The 16,871-nt window shown below is 67.7% G+C and carries 14 protein-coding genes; 6 read left to right on the forward strand and 8 right to left on the reverse strand.

What is annotated here, in order from left to right; translation table 11 throughout:
- Window positions 1–92: 92 nt before the first annotated feature.
- From EU800_RS09300 to EU800_RS09315, 4 genes are all read right to left on the reverse strand, one after another.
- The gene (locus tag EU800_RS09300) at window positions 93–1,145 is read right to left on the reverse strand and encodes a lipocalin-like domain-containing protein (RefSeq protein ID WP_129630887.1); all 1,053 of its coding nucleotides are present in this window, start codon (window positions 1,143–1,145) and stop codon (window positions 93–95) included.
- Window positions 1,135–3,534 carry an FtsX-like permease family protein gene (locus tag EU800_RS09305; RefSeq protein ID WP_129630889.1) on the reverse strand — a complete coding sequence of 800 codons (2,400 nt, stop codon included), beginning with the start codon at window positions 3,532–3,534 and terminating at the stop codon, window positions 1,135–1,137. The genes EU800_RS09300 and EU800_RS09305 overlap by 11 nt, the downstream gene beginning before the upstream one ends.
- Window positions 3,531–4,187, reverse strand: coding sequence for an ABC transporter ATP-binding protein (locus EU800_RS09310; RefSeq protein ID WP_129630891.1), 657 nt, complete (start codon window positions 4,185–4,187; stop codon window positions 3,531–3,533). Before EU800_RS09310 ends, EU800_RS09305 begins: the two co-directional genes overlap by 4 nt.
- A gap of 86 nt (window positions 4,188–4,273) precedes the next feature.
- Complete coding sequence (locus tag EU800_RS09315; protein WP_129630893.1) at window positions 4,274–5,566, reverse strand: O-acetylhomoserine aminocarboxypropyltransferase/cysteine synthase family protein; 1,293 nt, start codon at window positions 5,564–5,566, stop codon at window positions 4,274–4,276.
- 390 nt (window positions 5,567–5,956) lie between these two features.
- Here EU800_RS09315 and EU800_RS09320 point away from each other — a divergent pair, with 390 nt between their 5' ends.
- The 4 genes from EU800_RS09320 to EU800_RS09335 all read left to right on the forward strand — a co-directional run bounded on the left by EU800_RS09320 (window position 5,957) and on the right by EU800_RS09335 (window position 11,151).
- Window positions 5,957–7,189, forward strand: coding sequence for a DEAD/DEAH box helicase (locus EU800_RS09320; protein ID WP_129630895.1), 1,233 nt, complete (start codon window positions 5,957–5,959; stop codon window positions 7,187–7,189).
- A 24-nt stretch (window positions 7,190–7,213) separates the two neighbouring features.
- Window positions 7,214–7,444 carry a hypothetical protein gene (locus EU800_RS09325; protein ID WP_129630897.1) on the forward strand — a complete coding sequence of 77 codons (231 nt, stop codon included), beginning with the start codon at window positions 7,214–7,216 and terminating at the stop codon, window positions 7,442–7,444.
- Window positions 7,445–7,829: 385 nt separating this feature from the next.
- Complete coding sequence (locus EU800_RS09330; protein WP_129630899.1) at window positions 7,830–9,362, forward strand: alkaline phosphatase PhoX; 1,533 nt, start codon at window positions 7,830–7,832, stop codon at window positions 9,360–9,362.
- Between the two features lie 151 nt (window positions 9,363–9,513).
- A complete protein-coding gene (locus EU800_RS09335) occupies window positions 9,514–11,151 on the forward strand; it encodes a hypothetical protein (RefSeq protein WP_129630901.1) in 1,638 nt (545 codons plus the stop codon).
- 52 nt (window positions 11,152–11,203) lie between these two features.
- On the opposite strand, the gene EU800_RS09340 is transcribed toward EU800_RS09335, so the two are convergent.
- A complete protein-coding gene (locus EU800_RS09340) occupies window positions 11,204–11,494 on the reverse strand; it encodes a cytochrome c (RefSeq protein WP_129630903.1) in 291 nt (96 codons plus the stop codon).
- Between the two features lie 231 nt (window positions 11,495–11,725).
- Window positions 11,726–13,990, reverse strand: coding sequence for an adenosylcobalamin-dependent ribonucleoside-diphosphate reductase (locus EU800_RS09345; RefSeq protein WP_129630905.1), 2,265 nt, complete (start codon window positions 13,988–13,990; stop codon window positions 11,726–11,728).
- Between the two features lie 102 nt (window positions 13,991–14,092).
- Between EU800_RS09345 and EU800_RS09350 the strand changes: the two genes are divergently transcribed.
- Together EU800_RS09350 and EU800_RS09355 are read left to right on the forward strand one after the other, a co-directional pair.
- Window positions 14,093–14,536 carry a DUF1489 family protein gene (locus tag EU800_RS09350; protein ID WP_129630907.1) on the forward strand — a complete coding sequence of 148 codons (444 nt, stop codon included), beginning with the start codon at window positions 14,093–14,095 and terminating at the stop codon, window positions 14,534–14,536.
- A 62-nt stretch (window positions 14,537–14,598) separates the two neighbouring features.
- Window positions 14,599–14,946 (forward strand): hypothetical protein, encoded by a 348-nt coding sequence (locus tag EU800_RS09355; protein ID WP_129630909.1) that lies wholly within the window; start codon window positions 14,599–14,601, stop codon window positions 14,944–14,946.
- A 114-nt stretch (window positions 14,947–15,060) separates the two neighbouring features.
- Here EU800_RS09355 and hisG read toward each other — a convergent pair whose 3' ends face one another.
- Together hisG and EU800_RS09365 are read right to left on the reverse strand one after the other, a co-directional pair.
- Window positions 15,061–15,759, reverse strand: coding sequence for an ATP phosphoribosyltransferase (hisG, locus tag EU800_RS09360; protein ID WP_129630911.1), 699 nt, complete (start codon window positions 15,757–15,759; stop codon window positions 15,061–15,063).
- The gene (locus EU800_RS09365) at window positions 15,759–16,868 is read right to left on the reverse strand and encodes an ATP phosphoribosyltransferase regulatory subunit (protein ID WP_129630913.1); all 1,110 of its coding nucleotides are present in this window, start codon (window positions 16,866–16,868) and stop codon (window positions 15,759–15,761) included. The genes hisG and EU800_RS09365 overlap by 1 nt, the downstream gene beginning before the upstream one ends.
- Between the last annotated feature and the right edge of the window lie 3 nt (window positions 16,869–16,871).

A 16,871-nucleotide genomic window follows, 5' to 3' on the forward strand; every position in this document is an offset into this window, starting at 1 on the left:
AGGGCGGGGAGGCTTTGAAGTCGTGCGCCTGCCGCGCGGTGCTCTCTTGCCCTTCGGGCGGGCGAGGGTTCGGATTCGCCGAAGCGCATCCCTCACTCGGCAGCGTAGCCGGTCATCTCGAGATAGCCGCGGCCCGGCTGGTTGCCGGTGATGCGGACGGGCCCTTCCCAGTATGGGAAGGAGAGGTCCATCCAGGCGTTTGGGTTGATCGCGTCGATTTCGACCGAAAGCGCCTGCGCGGGCAGGTCGATCTGCCAGCGCGTGGGGATCTTGGCGCCGGCGATATCGGTCGTCGCGAGCGGTCGCATCGTCAGTTCGCCGTCCGAATAGGGCGTGGGCGTGCCGTCGGTGGAGATCCAGGTGGCTGAGGTGAAGGGCGGGCCGCTTCTGTCGCGCAGGCGAAAGCCCATGAGCTTCGCGCCGCTGTCGAAATGAAGCGAGATCCAGTCCCATCCGTCCTGAGTGTCCGCAAGCGGCTGCGAGGACCATTCGCGATCGAGCCAGCCCTGCCCGGTGACGGGGATGTCGCCCTCGGGCAGCGAGATCGTGCCGGCGATCTCGTAGAAGGGTTGGGAATAGTAGTGGCTGGCCTGGCCGCCGGCGGACTTGACGGAATAGCCGTCCTCACCCTGCGGGACCAGCGGGCCGGTGGCGTTGAGCGTGAGCTCGTAGCCGAAATCCTCGGCGGAAGCGCTCAGCGTAAGACGGTCGAGCGTCTCCGTGCCCGCCATGCGCCAATCATCGATCCAGGCGGCGAAGGGGACGGTTTCGACGCCGGCCTGTCCGGTGCCGCCGCGGGCCAGTTTCTCGGCGGCGAAATGCGTGGTGGGCGTGGTCAGTCCGGCATTGCCGAGCCAGATCTGCGGCGAGGCCCAGCCCGCTTCCTCGAAAGGCGCGAGGGCGGAGCGAAAGAGCGTCCACTGGATACCGTAGTCGGTGCCGTCCGGGCCGGTGAGGTTGGCGGTGAGATACCACCATTCGATGCGGAAGGCGGGGTGGGCGCCGTGATCCTCCGGGAAGGTAAGGCGATGGGCCGGGTCGGGCAGGGCAAATCCCACCGCATCGCTGCCGAGCCCGGCGAAGCCCTGGGCGTCGGCGATGGTGGGCAGGCACAGAAGGCAGGCGGCGGCGAGGTTACCGTTCATCCGCGAAGACCTTGAGGAACTGCGACGGCTCGGTGCGGGCGAGTCGCCGGACCGGCAGCGCCGCGGCGACGAGGGCAGCGAGCAGCGCGAGGAGGAGAAGGCGCAGCCACTGGTCGGGAAAGAGCGTCATCGGCAGGCGCCAGCCGAACGCCTCGACATTGACCACCGCAAGCAGGCACCAGGCGAGCGCGAGGCCGACCGGCAGTGCGGCGGCAAAAGTGAGTGCGGCCAGTGCGAGCGCGCGCAGGATCTCCAGCCGGGCGAGGCGGCGGCGGGTGAGCCCGAGCGCCCAGAGCGGCGCAAGCTGTGGCAGTCGCATGGAGGAGAGGGTCAGCAACGCCGTGAGAATTGCGAAGCCGGCGACCGAGAGGGTGAGGATGTTGAGCGCGGCCGTCACGGTGAAGGTGCGGTCGAACACCTCGAGCGAGACCGCCTTGAGGCGGCCATTCTCGGTAACATTGGCCGGTGGCAGGCCGAATTCCTCGGTGAGGGCGCGGGACAGCGCCTGCGGATCGTCGGTCAGGATGCCGTGGCGCAGCTTCGGCACCTCCGGATGGTGCTCGAGCAGCGTGGGCAGCGCCACGATGGCCTGACCGGCGGGATTGCCGTAGTCGGAATAGATCGCGGCGACCGGGAGCTGCCAGCCGGCGCCGAGGCTGACGGGATCGCCGGGATGCAGGCCGTTGCGGCGGGCGAGCTGTTCGTTGACCAGCGCGGCGCGGCCTGCATAGAGCGCCTCCCAGGGCGCGTCGGTGGCGGCGAGGAGCGGCCAGTGCTCCCGGTAGACCGGGTTGTCTACGATGCCGTAGAGCTCGCCCGGCGCTCCCATCAGCGGCAGGTCGACCTTCCAGATCGGCAACACCGCCTCGGCGCGCGGCGCGAGCCAGGCGCGCAGCCGCTCGGCCTCGGCTTCGGACGGGGCGGTCACGTAAAGCTCGGAGACCAGGCGCTGGTCGAGCCAGCCCACGAAGGTCTGCCGGAAGGAGGAGACCATCGTCGAGACGCCGATATTGGTCGCCAGCGCGAGGAGCAGCGCCATCAGCGCGAGGCTGAGGCCGGGAAGCTGCTGGCGGGTGTCGGCCCAGAACCATTGCGCGAGCGGACGCCGGGCATGGGCCGCACCGAGGGCGAGAACCGCGGAGAGCAGGAGCGGCAGCAGTAGCGCCGCGCCGAGGAGCAGGCCGCCGAGAAGGGCGAAACCGGCAAGCAGGCCGTCCGCGAGGATCGGCGCGAGCGCGCCGGCGGCCAGTAGCGCGCCGCCGGCGGCGGCCTGCCGGCGGAGCTGCCGGCCCGAGACGATCGCCCAGGCGCGCGGCCTTGCGGAGGCCAGGAGCGGCATCCGGCGGACCGTGTCGAGCCCGTGGGCGGCGGCGACGAGACTGCCCGCGAGCGCGATGCCGAGGCCGGAGGCGGCCCAGGCCGGGTCGAAGGCGAGCGTTCCGGGCAGCGACGCGCCGTAGAGGCCGCGCAGGGTCGCCGCGACATCCGGCAACAGGGCGCCGGCAATCAGATAGCCAAGCGCAATGCCGAGCCCGCCGGCAATTGTCGCCAGCGCCAGGATCTCGGCGAGAAGCAGTGCCAGAAGTGTTCGGAGCGGCAGGCCGAGCGCCCGCAGCGACCGGAACATGCCGCGGCGCTGTTCGAAGGCGAGCCCGATCGTGCCGTGGACGATGAAGAGGCCGACGGCGAAGCTGAGAAAGCCGAACGCGGTGAGGTTGAGGTGGAAGGAGGCGGTGAGACGGGTGAGGTCGCCCTGGCTCTCCGCCGGCTGGCGGCGGAGGCCGGGGACAACGGCGTCGGGCAGGCCGTCGGGCGCGCCCGGCAACAGCAGCAGACGGTCGATGCCGCTTCCTGCTTCGAGCAGACGGTCGGCGACGGCGATGTCGGTGAAGAGGCGGTCGGGCGGCAGCGCCGGGTCGGCGAAAAGGCGCGGAAGGCCGGGTTGGCCTGCGAGGGCGCGGAGCGTGGCCGGGGCGGCGAACCCGATGCCGGGGGGCAGGAAGATCTCGGCAGGCGAGAGCGTGTCGGCGGCCAGCGTGTCCGGCAGGTTGCGGCGCGGCGCAGAGAGGAACTCGAGGCCGATGACCTGGATACGACGACCGGCGATCTCCGCGCGCCCTTCGACCAGCGGCGTCACCGGCCAGCCGGCGCGGCGCAACGCGGCGAAGCTCTCGACAGGGATCGGACCGGCGGGGTCGACAAGCGTCTCGTAGCTGCCGAGGCCGAGCGTGCCGGCCGCCGCGGCGTAGGAGCGGCGCGCCTCGGCATTGATCGCCTGAACTGCCGACCAGAGCGCGGTGGCGAGCGCCAGTCCGGCCAGCAGCGCGAAGAGCTGCAGCTTCTGGCGTCGCCAGTGCGAGACCAGCGCGGCGAGCGCGGTGCGCCTCATGCCACCCGGCCCTTGGAGAGCCGGAGCTGCCGCGAGAGGCGGGTGGCGAGGCGGGTGGAATGGGTGACCATCAGCAGGCCGGCGCCGGTCTCGGCGACGAGATCGAGCACGAGGGCCAGCACGTCGTCCGCGGTGGCCTCGTCGAGATTGCCGGTGGGCTCGTCGGCGAGCAGCACGGCGGGACGGGGCGCCAGCGCGCGGCCGATGGCGACGCGTTGCTGCTGGCCGCCGGAAAGCTGCTCGGGGTAGCGGTCGAGCATGTCGGCGAGGCCAAGACGCCGCGCCAGCGTGGCGCACCAGTCGGGATCATGGCGGCCGGCGAGGCGGGCCTGGAAGGCGATATTGGCGGCCGTGTTTAGCGACGGGATCAGGTTGAACTGCTGGAAGACGAGCCCGATCTTCTCGCGGCGGATGGCGGCGCGGTCGCGGTCGCCGAGGCCGGTGATCTCGGTCTCCGCGAGGCGGATGGATCCGGAATCGGGCGCATCGAGAGCGGCGAGGAGGTGCAGGAGGGTGGATTTGCCCGAGCCGGATTCGCCGGTCAGCGCGAGGGTCTCGCCGGCCGCGAGAGTGAGGGAGACGCCTGAGAGAACCGGCAGCATTCCGTCGCCGGTCGCAAAGCTCTTGGTCAGGTCCTGTGCGTCGATCAGCATGCGCCCTCCCGGTGGCGGTCGGCGCAAGACCTAGCTCCTGCTCCCCGGAAGGGAAAGAGGCCCGGCGCAGCGCCGGGCCCGTACGGTCATGCGGTCGCCGTCGCCAGCGCCTGGTCGAGATCGGCGATGATGTCGTCGGGATCCTCGATGCCGATCGACACCCGAACCATGTTCGGCGCCGCGCCCGCCGCCTCCTGCTGCTCCGGCGAGAGCTGGCGGTGGGTGGTCGAGGCGGAGTGGATGATCAGCGAGCGGGTGTCGCCGAGGTTGGCGACATGGCTGAACAGCTTCAGCGAGTCCACCAGCTTCACACAGGCATCGAAGCCGCCCTTGACCGCGAAGGTGAAGAGCGCACCGGCGCCCTTGGGGTAGAGCCTCGACGCGCGGTCGAAATAGGGCGAGGAGGGAAGGCCGGCATAGGTCACCGACTCGACGCGCGGATCGTTCTCCAGCCATTCCGCGACCTTGACGGCGTTCGCGACATGTTTCTGCATCCGGAGCGAGAGCGTCTCGATCCCGAGCAGCGTATAATGCGCGCCCTGCGGGTTCATCGTCATGCCGAGATCCCTGAGGCCGACGGCGATGGAGTGGAAGGTGAAGGCCATCGGGCCGAGGGCCTCGTGGAAGACCAGCCCGTGATAGGCCGGTTCCGGTTCGCTGAGCGACGGGAACTTGCCCGAGGCCGACCAGTCGAACTTGCCCGAATCGACGATTGCTCCGCCGGTCACCGTGCCGTTGCCGGTGAGGTATTTGGTCGTCGAGTGGACGACCAGCGTCGCCCCGTGCGCGATCGGGTTGCAGAGATAGGGCGTGGCCGAGGTGTTGTCGACGATGAGCGGCAGGCCCGCTTCCTCGGCGATTGCGGCGATGGCGGGGATGTCGGTGACGTAGCCGCCCGGGTTGGCGATGCTCTCGCAGAAGATCGCGCGGGTGTTCTCGTCGATGGCGGCCTTCACCGCGTCGAGATCGTCGGTGTCGACGAATGTCGCCGACCAGCCGAAGCGCTTGATGGTCTGGGAGAACTGGGTGACCGTGCCGCCGTAGAGCCGGGTCGAGGAGACGATGTTGCAGCCCGGCCCCATCAGCGGGAAGAGCGCCATGATCTGCGCCGCGTGCCCCGAGGAGCAGCAGACCGCCCCCGCGCCGCCCTCGAGCGCGCAGATCCGGTCGGCCAGCGCCGCGACCGTCGGGTTCGTGAGCCGCGAATAGATGTAGCCAACCTCCTGGAGGTTGAAGAGCGCCGCCGCGTGGTCGGCGTCGCGGAACACATAGGCGGTGGTCTGGTAGATCGGCACCTGGCGGGCGCCGGTGGCGGGGTCGGGGCTGGCGCCTGCATGGATTTGCAGGGTGTCGAAGCCGAGTTGGCGGGGATCTGTCATGGATACCTCCCTGTCGCGCGTTTTTCCGCGGCGAGCCTAGGCGAAGGCCGGGCGAGCCACAATGGTCAGAAGCGGCCGTGCGGTGCGGATCCGGCCTGCGCCGAATTGATCTGGGCTGTTGACTTGTCGCCCGTGACCCGTCATGGGCCGTGGCAGACGTTCTCTGCCGCGTGAGCAGACGGCAGTCTCCCGAAGCGGATGACGCAGGACGTCGACGATTTCCCAGGTTCCCAATTCACGCGGGGGTCCGACGCGGTGACGACCGAACGGGCAATGCGGCCTGCCGGTCCGGGCATCGTGCCACCCGACTGCGCCCGCCCGTCCATCCGGGACGGCGGCACTTCAATTCGGCTGCGGCTTCGGGCCGCGGCCAAGACTGGATGCGAAAAGATGACTTTCGAAACACTGGGGCTGTCGCCCCGCCTTGTCCGCAAACTCGCCGAACAGGGTATCACCGAGCCGACCCCGATCCAGCTGCAGGCGATCCCGCAGGCGCTGGCCGGGCGCGACGTGATGGGCATCGCCCAGACCGGCACCGGCAAGACGGCCGCCTTCGGCCTGCCGATGGCCCATAACCTGCTCAAGCTGGGCATCGCGCCCGAGCCGAAGTCGGTGAACGGCCTCATACTCGCGCCGACCCGCGAACTGGCCAAGCAGATCTGCGACACGCTGACTGCCTATACCCAGGGAACGCACCTGAAGATCGGGCTCGTCGTCGGCGGCGCCTCGATCAATGCCCAGATCAACCGGCTGCACCGCGGCACCGACCTGCTGGTGGCCACGCCGGGACGGCTGATCGACCTTCTCGACCGCAAGGCGGTCCGGCTCGATCTCGCCCGCTACCTGGTGCTCGACGAGGCCGACCAGATGTTGGACATGGGTTTCATCCATGCCCTGCGCCGCATCGCGCCGCTGCTGCCGAAGACCCGGCAGACCATGCTCTTTTCGGCCACCATGCCGAAGCTCATGGCGGACCTCTCGAAGACCTATCTCACCGACCCGATCCGCATCGAAGTCTCGCCTCCGGGCAAACCTGCCGACAAGGTCACCCAGGCGCTGCATTTCGTCGAGCAGGCCGGCAAGACCCGGCTGCTGGTCGAGCATCTGGATGCGCATCGCGAGGATCTCGCGCTGGTCTTCACCCGCACCAAGCATGGCGCCGACCGGCTGATGAAGGCGCTCGAGCGCGAGGGGTTCGCGGTCGGTGCGATCCACGGCAACAAGTCCCAGGGGCAGCGGGAGCGGGCGATCAAGGCGTTCCGGGCCGGCACGCTCAAGGTGCTGGTTGCGACCGATGTCGCCGCGCGGGGGCTCGACATCCCCGGGGTGCGCCATGTCTACAATTTCGATCTTCCCAACGTACCGGACAACTATGTCCACCGGATCGGCCGCACCGCGCGGGCGGGACGCGACGGCCGCGCCGTTGCCTATTGCGCACCGGCCGAGATGTCCGAGCTGAGGGCGATTCAGAAGACCATGGGGCGCGACATTCCGGTCCATGGCGGCACCGTCTGGGCGGCGCCCCGCTCCGCCGAGCCTGCCCGCCAGGGCAAGCCGAATTCGGCGCGGCCGAGCGGAAAGAAGCGCCAGCGCCGCCGCTCCGGCGCCCGAAAGGCCGCTTAACCCCTGATTTCCGGGAGACCCGACATGCCGCAGCCATCCAAGATGATCAGCGTCGTGAAGACCGCGCAGATGGCAGACACACTGAAACTGGTGGTCGACGGGCGCGTCGTCGGCTCCGTGGTCACGCTCGGCCAGGATAGGGCCGAACTGCGAGATGCAAGCGACCGCCCGCTCGGAACCTTCGTGACCACGGAGGCGGCAATCGCCGAATTCGAGAAGCTGACCGAGGTGCACGAAGTCGATCTCGGCCTCTGACCGTATCGACTGCCCCCTGATGGTTGAGGCCGGCGCGCGGTGCCCCGCGCGCCGGCCTCTTCATTTCGCCGCGACCTTGCCGTGCTCGGGCTGGCCTGCCGCGTCCTGAGCCGCCCTCAGGCCCTCTCTCCTTTGAACCAGGGCAACTCCGGTTTCTATCAGTCCCGACGACAGGGGAATCGACGGGCAAGTCCAGGAATTCCAGGCGGATACCGCCCGCAAGGCCGAATCCATGACATCGAGGGTAGCGGACGGACGACGCAGGTTTCGCGCTTGCCCAACCGCGCCGCCTTGTCACGTATCTGTCATGCAAACATAACACCGCCGTTTCAACGGCGAGCTACTGCGGGCTCGGCCTAGTTCAGAACCAACAGGGATCCGACCCATGAAAACCAGACTGCTCACCGCGCTTCTCGCGACCACGGCGCTCACCGCTCCGGCCTTCGCCGAGGACCTCACCCGCATCGGCGCCGTCACCATCGGCGGCGAGGTCACCGGCCTCTTCGTCAAGGGCGACGACCTTTTCTTCAACGTCCAGCACCCGTCCGACGACATCGGCAATGAATGGGCCAAGGCCACGATCGGTGTGGTTCCCAACGCCAATTTCGCCGCCGACGTGCTTCCGCTTCCGGAAGGCGACGCGATGAAGATGGTGACCACATCGCTCGGCGATTACCAGATCCTCGTGCAGGAAGGCGATTTCGGAACGATCGGCTCGATCGCCAACGCCGAGGGCGAGCTGTTCGTCTCCAACGACCCGGATTTCAACGCCTTCGTGCCGACCGGCGACGATGAAGGCTATCTCTTCACCAACTGGGAAAACCGCCCCGGCGGCATGTCCCGCGTGAATCTCATCCAAGCTGCCGACGGCACCTACAGCGTCGACGAATCCGATGCGATGATGCTCGACTTCTCGCCGGTGGCCGGCACCTGGGTGAACTGCTTCGGCACTCTGAGCCCCTGGGGCAACCCGCTGAGCTCGGAAGAGCTGTATTTCGACGAGACCGCCGATTGGAACAATGCCGAGTATGAATACATCTCGGATGTCGAGGGCCTGGTCGACTACCTGGGCGAGTACCCGAACCCCTACCGCTACGGTTATATTGTCGAGATCACCGATCCGGCCGGCGCGGCCACCCCGGTGAAGCATTTCGCCATGGGCCGCTTCTCGCATGAGAACTCGGTGGTGATGCCCGACCAGAAGACCGTCTATCTCTCCGACGACGGCACCAATGTCGTGTTCTTCAAGTTCGTCGCCGACACTGCTGGCGATCTCTCGGCCGGCACGCTCTCTGCCGCCAAGGTGTCCCAGCGGGACGACCAGGGTTTCGACGTCGAGTGGATCGAGCTGGCGCATGGCACGGAAGCCGACATCGCTGGCTGGATCGCCGAGTATGACGGCATCACCATGGACGACTACAAGGCGGGCGAGACCTCCTATATCTCCGACGAAGAGGTGGCCGCCTGGGCCGCCGGCGACGCCGCCGACGACCGGGTTGCCTTCCTCGAAAGCCGCAAGGCCGCTGCCGCGAAGGGCGCCTCCGCCGAGTTCCGTAAGATGGAAGGCGTGAACGTCAACTTCAACGCGCTCGCCGCCGGCGAGATGTATGCCTACATGGCGATGTCCGAGGTTGCCAAGGGCATGTCGGACGGCGAGGGCGACGTCCAGGTCGAGGAGAACAAGTGCGGCATCGTCTACCAGATGCCGATGGACGCCAACTACAACATCACCGCGATGAACCCGGCGGTGGTGGGCGGCCCCCACGACAAGAACGCCGAGGCCAATTCCTGCGCGCTCGACAACATCTCGAACCCGGACAACATTGCCGTGCTCGACAACGGCGACGTCGTGATCGGCGAGGATACCGGCAACCACGAGAACAACATGATCTGGCTCTGGAAACCGGCCGCGATGTAATCGCGCGGCTCCGGCCCATCCTGTGCGAGGGGGGCGGCTTCCGGGCCGCCCCCCTTCAACATTCCGCCGCACCGGTCGTGCTTCCGGCGCGCTCTGATGCATCCGGGCGCCGATCCGGTTCGCCACGCCGCCTCTCATAGGGAAAGACCAGATGACCGATCGCTCCCCGCGCCCTTCTGCCTTCGCCGTCCTCGCCCTTCCTGCCCTGCTGTCCGCAGGCGCCGCGCCACTCTCTGCGCAGGATCTTGCCACTGCCGACACGGCCGAAATCATGCGCCTGCGCCCCGGGTCGGTCGCTCTGTCGGACGCCGGCCGCCGCTACAACCCCGAAGCGCCGGTGACGGCCATGTGCTACACGCGGATCGAGGGCCGCTTTAACCCCTGCTACGTCTGCCACCAGGACAATAACGACGGGTCGCGCCCGAATTTCATGCAGGATGGCAGCCTGCAAAAATCCTATGCCTTTTCGGATGCCGGGATGACCAATCACTGGACGAATCTCTTCGTTGACCGGTCGGCAGAGGTCGCGGCGATCTCAGACGAAGCGATTCTCGACTGGATCGACGGCGACAATTACTCCGACCTCGAGGACCGGCTGTCTGCGGCGGGCTTCCCCGGGTGGATCCCCGACCTCGATGGCTATGCCGACGCGGCGCATGCCTTCGACGCGGACGGTCTCGCGAGGGACGGCTCCTGGTGGGTCGCCTTTACTTACAAGCCGCAGCCGTCGACCTTCTGGCCGACGAACGGTTCGACCGATGACGTCCAGATTCGCCTTCCCGCGCGTTTCTACACGACTGCCGACGGGGCAACGTCCCGCGATGTCTATTTCGCCAATCTGGCGCTTCTGGAAATGGCCTTCCAGGATATCGACGACGTATCCCTGCCGGAGGTGGACGAGGCAGCGATCGGCGTCGATATCGACGGCGACGGCAGCATCGGCCGGACCCGTCATATCCTCCGGCGCGCCAGCTATCTCGGCGCGGCGTCGCCCGAGGCGGTGCAGCGCATGTCCTACCCGGAGGGCACTGAGTTCCTGCATTCCGTGCGCTATGTCGGCATCGACGGCGAAGAGATCGTGCCGGCGCGGCGGATGAAGGAACTGCGCTACATGATCAAGACGCGCCAGCTGACCATTCCGGAGATTGCCAGCCGCTACGGCAACGAGCGGCAGGAAAAGATCGACGAGAACCTGCCGCGCTATATCGATCTCGGGCCGAAGGGGATGGATACCGGCTTTGGCTGGACCATGCTGGCCTGGATCGAGGATGAAGAGGGCCGCCTGCGCCGCCAGACCAACGAGGAGCTGTTCTTCTGTCGCGGCTGCCACGCGACGGTGGGCGCGAATATCGACCAGACCTGGGCCTTCCCGCGCAAGATGCCGGGCGCGGACGGGTGGCGCTACATCGACCTGAACGCGATGACCGACGTCTCCAATCTCGGCGAGGAGAAGGGCGAGATCGAGACCTATCTCGCGCGAGTCGGCGGCGGCGACGAGTTCCGCGCCAACGCGGAGATGATCGCGCGCTGGTTCAATCCCGACGGGACGGTTGCCGCCGACCGGCTCGCCGGCAAGACGGTCTACGAGTTGCTGACGCCGTCGGTCGAACGAGCCTTGATGCTCAACAAGGCCTACCGGGTGATCGTCGCCGAGCAGAGCTTCCTGTTCGGCCGCGATGCGACGGTCACCCCGCTCACCACCGTCCACGCCGCTATCGACGAGGCCACCGCTCCGACGCTGCCCGAGGAGTATCGCTACAGCCACGACATCCGGCTCGACTGGGACTGATCGGGCGGCCGGCGCGGAGCCGCCTCGGGCGGACCTCCGCGCCGGCCGATGACTATTCGACGAGAGTGGCCAGATATGCGCGGACGGCCAGGATATCCTCCTCCTCGAGGTAGAAATCCTGCATCGAGTCCATTCCGGAGGTGCCTCGCCGGATCGCCGCGACCGGTGCGCCGCGGATGTCCGGCGCCCGATCGTCGCCCCTGGCATCCTCCTTGTGGCAGGTTACGCAGAGCGCGGAAAACAGCTTCTGGCCGTATTCTGCGTCGCCGTCCTGGGTGTCGGCGGCAATGGCGGGCGTGCTCGTCATTGCGGTGAAAAGAAACAAGGCGAGAGAATACCGCATTCTTCTACCCAAACTGACCTGGTCCCGTTCTGCCGCCTCTTTGCGACAGGCCCGTGACACAACCACATGTTTCCGCAAGGGAATGTCCGGATTTCCCGGGCCGCCGACGATCCGGGCGAAGGGGTGCTATCGGGGAATGGTCGCGGGGCCGCGCGCTTCGCGGACGGCACCGGCGGCAATGCTATCGCGCCCCGCGCCCCGTTGTCCGGGTTGCTCTCTCGGGCCGCCCGCCTATTGGCACTTCGAATGGCCGCAATTCATGCAGGTCAGGCAGCCTTCGACCATCCGCATCTCGTATTGCCCGCAGGACGGGCAGGCCGGCCCGCGCGGCCGCTCGCCCACCTGCATCCGCTCCGCCTCGGGATCGGCTTTGAGCCCCAGCCCTTCGCCCTCGAGGAAGCCGATCGAGACCATGTGCCGCTCGATCACCCCGCCGATCGCAGCGAGGATCGAGGGGACATATTTGCCGTTCATCCAGGCGCCGCCGCGCGGGTCGAACACGGCCTTCAGCTCCTCGACCACGAAGGAGACGTCACCGCCGCGCCGGAACACCGCCGAGATCATCCGCGTGAGCGCCACGGTCCAGGCGAAATGCTCCATGTTCTTGGAGTTGATGAACACCTCGAACGGGCGCCGCGCGCCGTTCAGCACGATGTCGTTGATGGTGATGTAGATTGCGTGCTCGCTGTCGGGCCACTTGACCTTGTAGGTATGGCCTTCGAGTGCCTGCGGCCGGTCGAGCGGCTCGGAGAGGTAGATCACGTCCGCGCCATGGTCGATCTCGGGGCTTTCCTCGCCGCTCTCGCTTACCGAGAGAACCGACCCTGTCACATCATTCGGCCGGTAGGTCGTGCAGCCCTTGCAGCCCGAATCCCACGCCTGCATGTAGACGTCCTTGAAATCGTCGAAGGCGATGTCCTCCGGGCAGTTGATCGTCTTCGAGATCGAGGAATCGACCCATTTCTGCGCCGCGGCCTGCATGCGGACGTGGTCGGCCGGCGAAAGCGTCTGTGCGTTGACGAAATGATCGGGCAGGGGGGCATCGCCCATCTTCTCGCGCCAGAGCTGCACGGCGTAGTCGACCACCTCCTCCTCGGTGCGCGAGCCGTCCTTTTGCAGCACTTTTCGGGTATAGGCATAGGCAAAGACCGGCTCGATGCCGCTGGAGACGTTGCCGGCATAGAGGCTGATCGTGCCGGTGGGCGCGATCGAGGTCAGCAGGGCGTTGCGGATGCCGTGTTCGGCAATCGCGGCGCGGACATCCTCGTCCATATGCGCCAGCGTGCCGCTGGCGAGGTATTTCTCCGCGTCGAAGAGCGGGAAGGCACCCTTCTCCTTTGCCAGTTCCACCGACGCCAGGTAGGCGGCGCGGGCGATCCGGTGCAGCCAGCGTTCGGTCTGGCGCGCCGCCTCCTCCGAGCCGTAGCGCAGGCCAACCATCAGGAGCGCGTCGGCAAGGCCCGTGACGCCGAGCCCGATCCGCCGTTTGGCCTGCGCTTCCGCCCGCTGCTCGGGCAGCGGGAAGCGGCTGAGATCGACCACGTTGTCCATCATCCGCACGGCTGTGGTGACGAGCTGGTCAAGCGCTGTCTCGTCGAGCGCCGCGTTGTCCTCGAACGGCGCCGCGACCAGCCGCGCGAGGTTGATCGAGCCGAGGAGGCAGGCGCCGTAGGGCGGCAGCGGCTGCTCGCCGCAGGGATTGGTGGCGGCGATCTCCTCGCAATACCGGAGGTTGTTCATCGCGTTGATCCGGTCGATGAAGATCACTCCCGGCTCGGCGTAGTCGTAAGTCGCGCGCATGATCCGGTTCCACAGGTCCCGCGCCTCGACCGTGTGATAGACCTTGTCGCCGAATTGCAGCTCCCAGGGCCCGTCCTCCCGAACGGCCTCCATGAAAGCGTCGGTCACCAGAACGGACATGTTGAACATCCGCAGGCGGGCCGGGTCCGACTTGGCGGAAATGAAATCCTCGATGTCGGGGTGGTCGCAGCGCATCACCGCCATCATCGCGCCGCGCCGCGAGCCGGCCGACATGATCGTCCGGCACATCGCGTCCCAGACATCCATGAAGGAAAGGGGGCCGGAGGCGTCGGCCGCCACGCCCTTCACATCCGCGCCGCGCGGCCGGATGGTCGAGAAGTCATAGCCGATGCCGCCGCCCTGCTGCATGGTCAGCGCGGCCTCCTTCAGCATGTCGAAGATGCCGCCCATGTCGTCGGGGATCGTGCCCATGACGAAACAGTTGAACAGCGTCACCGACCGGCCGGTGCCCGCCCCGGCGGTGATTCGACCCGCCGGCAGGAAACGGAAATCCTCCAGCGCCCCGTAGAACCGCTCCTCCCAGAGCGCCGGCTCCGCCTCGTTTTCCGCCAGCGACCGGGCGATGCGCCGCCAGCTGTCCTCCACAGTGAGGTCCAGTGCTGTTCCATCCGCCTGTTTGAAGCGGTATTTCATGTCCCAGATGGACTCGGCGATGGGGGCGGCAAAGCGGGTCATGGGTGTTTCCTTGGGGTCGGAGGGCAGGAAACAATATTAGGGTGAAGCTCTCGTGATGGCCACTAGATTTGCTTCCGTGCTCGCCTCCGCTATGTCTGGCTTATGAGCGATTCCAGCCTTGGACATATCAACCTCCTGAAGCTCTGCGTCGGCGCTGAGCGGGTCGAGGACCTCGAGACCTGGCAGGAAAGCCGGCGCGCCGCGATGCCCGACGGGCTGCCGCGCCATGTCACCCGGATGTGGCCGCGCCGAGAGGCGGAGCTGCTGAATGGCGGGTCGCTTTACTGGGTGTTCAAGGGGCTGATCCTTGCCCGCCAGCGGGTGTTGCGGCTCGACGAGACGCTTGGTGCGGACGGCATCAGCCGCTGTGCGCTGGTGCTCGATCCGGAGATCCACCGCACCGAGAGCGTGCCGAAGCGCCCGTTCCAGGGCTGGCGCTACCTCGCGCCGGAGGACGCCCCGCGCGACCTGCCTGCGGCGCGCGCAAGCGAGGATGCGCTGCCGCCCGCTCTGACCGCCGCCCTGGCCGAGATCGGCGTGCGATGACGTGCCTTGCGCAAGCGCGCGGAGGTGTCGACTAAGGGGGCTCGCTGAACGGGAGTTTCATCATGCGTCATGTCGCGGCGATCGCGCTCGTCGTCCTCCTTCATTCCCCGGCCGCAGCGCAGAACCTTGCGCCGGAGCTGATGATCGACGGAACCTGCAGCGACAAGGTCGCCTGGGCGTCCCGGCCGGTTGCCGAGATCGAAGCTGACCTGAACACGCGTCTCGGCACCGAGAGCGCCGCCCAGATGCAGCCGAACATGGTCAAGACCGTGATGGGCATTCTCCGCACTACGCCGGTGAGTGATTCCTGGTTCGCGGGCCGCTGCGAATTCACCGAGGATCAGCTCGCCGCCATGGCGCCCCTGCACGAAGCCTATGTGAACCATATGGCGGCCAAGCTTGGCGAGTGATTCAGTGTCTTGGCAGAGGCGTCACTCGCAACTGACACCTGGCGCGTCCGACACCCTCTTCTCTGGAACAGCATCTGCCGGCGGCATGACCCGAACGGATCGCTGCGGCCTCCGCTACCGGAACTCCGCCAGCCGCCCGGTCAGCTCGCCATAGGCTCGCCGCTCTGCCGCGTCCCAGGGCGCGCGGCGCGACTTGAAGAGCGTCGCCTGGCTGCGATGGATCAACCCGTCGGAGAGGATCTTCAGGTGGTTGGCCCGAAGCGTTTCGCCGGTCGAAGTGATGTCAGCCACCGCTTCCGCCGTCAGGTTCTTCACCGTGCCTTCCGTCGCCCCCTGGCTGTCGACGAGCTGATAGTCGGCGACGCCCGCCTCGCGCAGGAACTCTCGCACCAGCCGGTGATACTTGGTCGCGATCCTGAGCCGGTGGCCATGCGCGATCCGGAAGGCCGCGGCCGCGGCATCGAGGTCGTCGACGATGTCGACATCGACCCAGCATTTCGGCACGGCGATGATCAGGTCGGCCTGGCCGAAGCCCATTGCCGCCAGCTCCTCGACCCGCGTCTCCCAGTCGGGGATGCGCTCGCGCACGAGATCGGTGCCGGTCACGCCGAGATGGATCCGCCCCGCAGCCAGCTCGCGCGGGATCTCGCCCGCCGAGAGCAGCACGAGGTCGATGCCCTCGACGCCCCCAACCGAGCCGGAATACTCGCGTTCCGACCCGGTTCGGCGGATCTCGAGGCCGCGTGCCCCGAACCAGTCGAAGGTCTTCTCCATCAGCCGGCCCTTGGACGGCACGCCCAGCTTCAGCGCCATCAGAGGCCCTCCCGGCTCAGTTCCAGCACCAGACCGGGCCGGATCATCCCGCCCACGGCCGGGATCTCGCGGCCGCGGGCGAGAACGCGCGTCAGCGCGTCGTAGCGCCCGCCGGAGGCGACGGGGGGCAGGTGCGGCCGCCCGCCGGCATAGAAGCCGAAGACGAAGCCGTCGTAATACTCCATCGTCGTGCGCCCGTAATTCGCCTCGAACTCGACCGAGTCGAGATCCACCCCGTGGCCGCGCATCGCGTCGAGCCGCCGCTCCAGCCGCTCTACCGCCGGTTCGAGCGCGGGCAGGTCCACCGCGATGTCGCGCAGCCGGTCGAGCGCGTTCGACGGCGTCTCTCGGATTTCCAGCAGGTCGTCGATCATCTCGACCGCGTGGGCCGGGATCGGCGGTTCCGCGGCCTCCTCCTGAAGCCGCCGCATCCGCGCGACGATCTCAGCCGGCTCGCGCAGCCCGACAATCAGGCCCGCATCGGAGATGATCTCTTCCGGCGCCTGCCGTTCCAACGCCGCCAGCAGCAGCTTGCGCGCGTGCGGCACCTTCGCACGCCCCGCGTAGCGGTCGAGCAGCGCCCGGAAGCGGCGCGGCCGCCAGATATGCCGCATGAGCGCGGCGCGGCGCGGTGCGCTGGTCACCAGGCCCTGCACCGCCGCCGTCAGCAGTCCGATATCGCCCATCGCCGCCCGCAGCCCGAGCGGCACCAGCGCCGCGGCGAAGCGGGCGAAGATCTCGGCCTCGGCCTCGGCCGGGTCGGCGGCGTCGAAGATCTCGAGCCCGACCTGGAAATACTCGTTCGACCGTCCCGGCTCGGGCCGCTCCTGCCGCCGGAAGACCTCTCCGGCATAGGAATAGCGCGCCTCGCCGGCACCGCTCTCGACATGCCAGAGCACCACCGGAACGGTGAAATCCGGCCGCATCATCTGTTCGCCCTTGAGCGGGTCGGCGGTCACATAGGCGCGGGCGCGGATATCCTCGCCATAGAGGTCCAGAAGCGTTTCGGCGGGCTGAAGCACGTCGGGCTCGATCTCGCGAACGCCGGCGCCGCGAAAGAACGCCTGGAGGCGGGCGGCCTCGGCGCGGACCTCTTGCTTGCTGGGCATCGC

The organism is Tropicimonas sp. IMCC6043 (assembly GCF_004146235.1).
Classification (GTDB): Bacteria; Pseudomonadota; Alphaproteobacteria; order Rhodobacterales; family Rhodobacteraceae; genus Tropicimonas.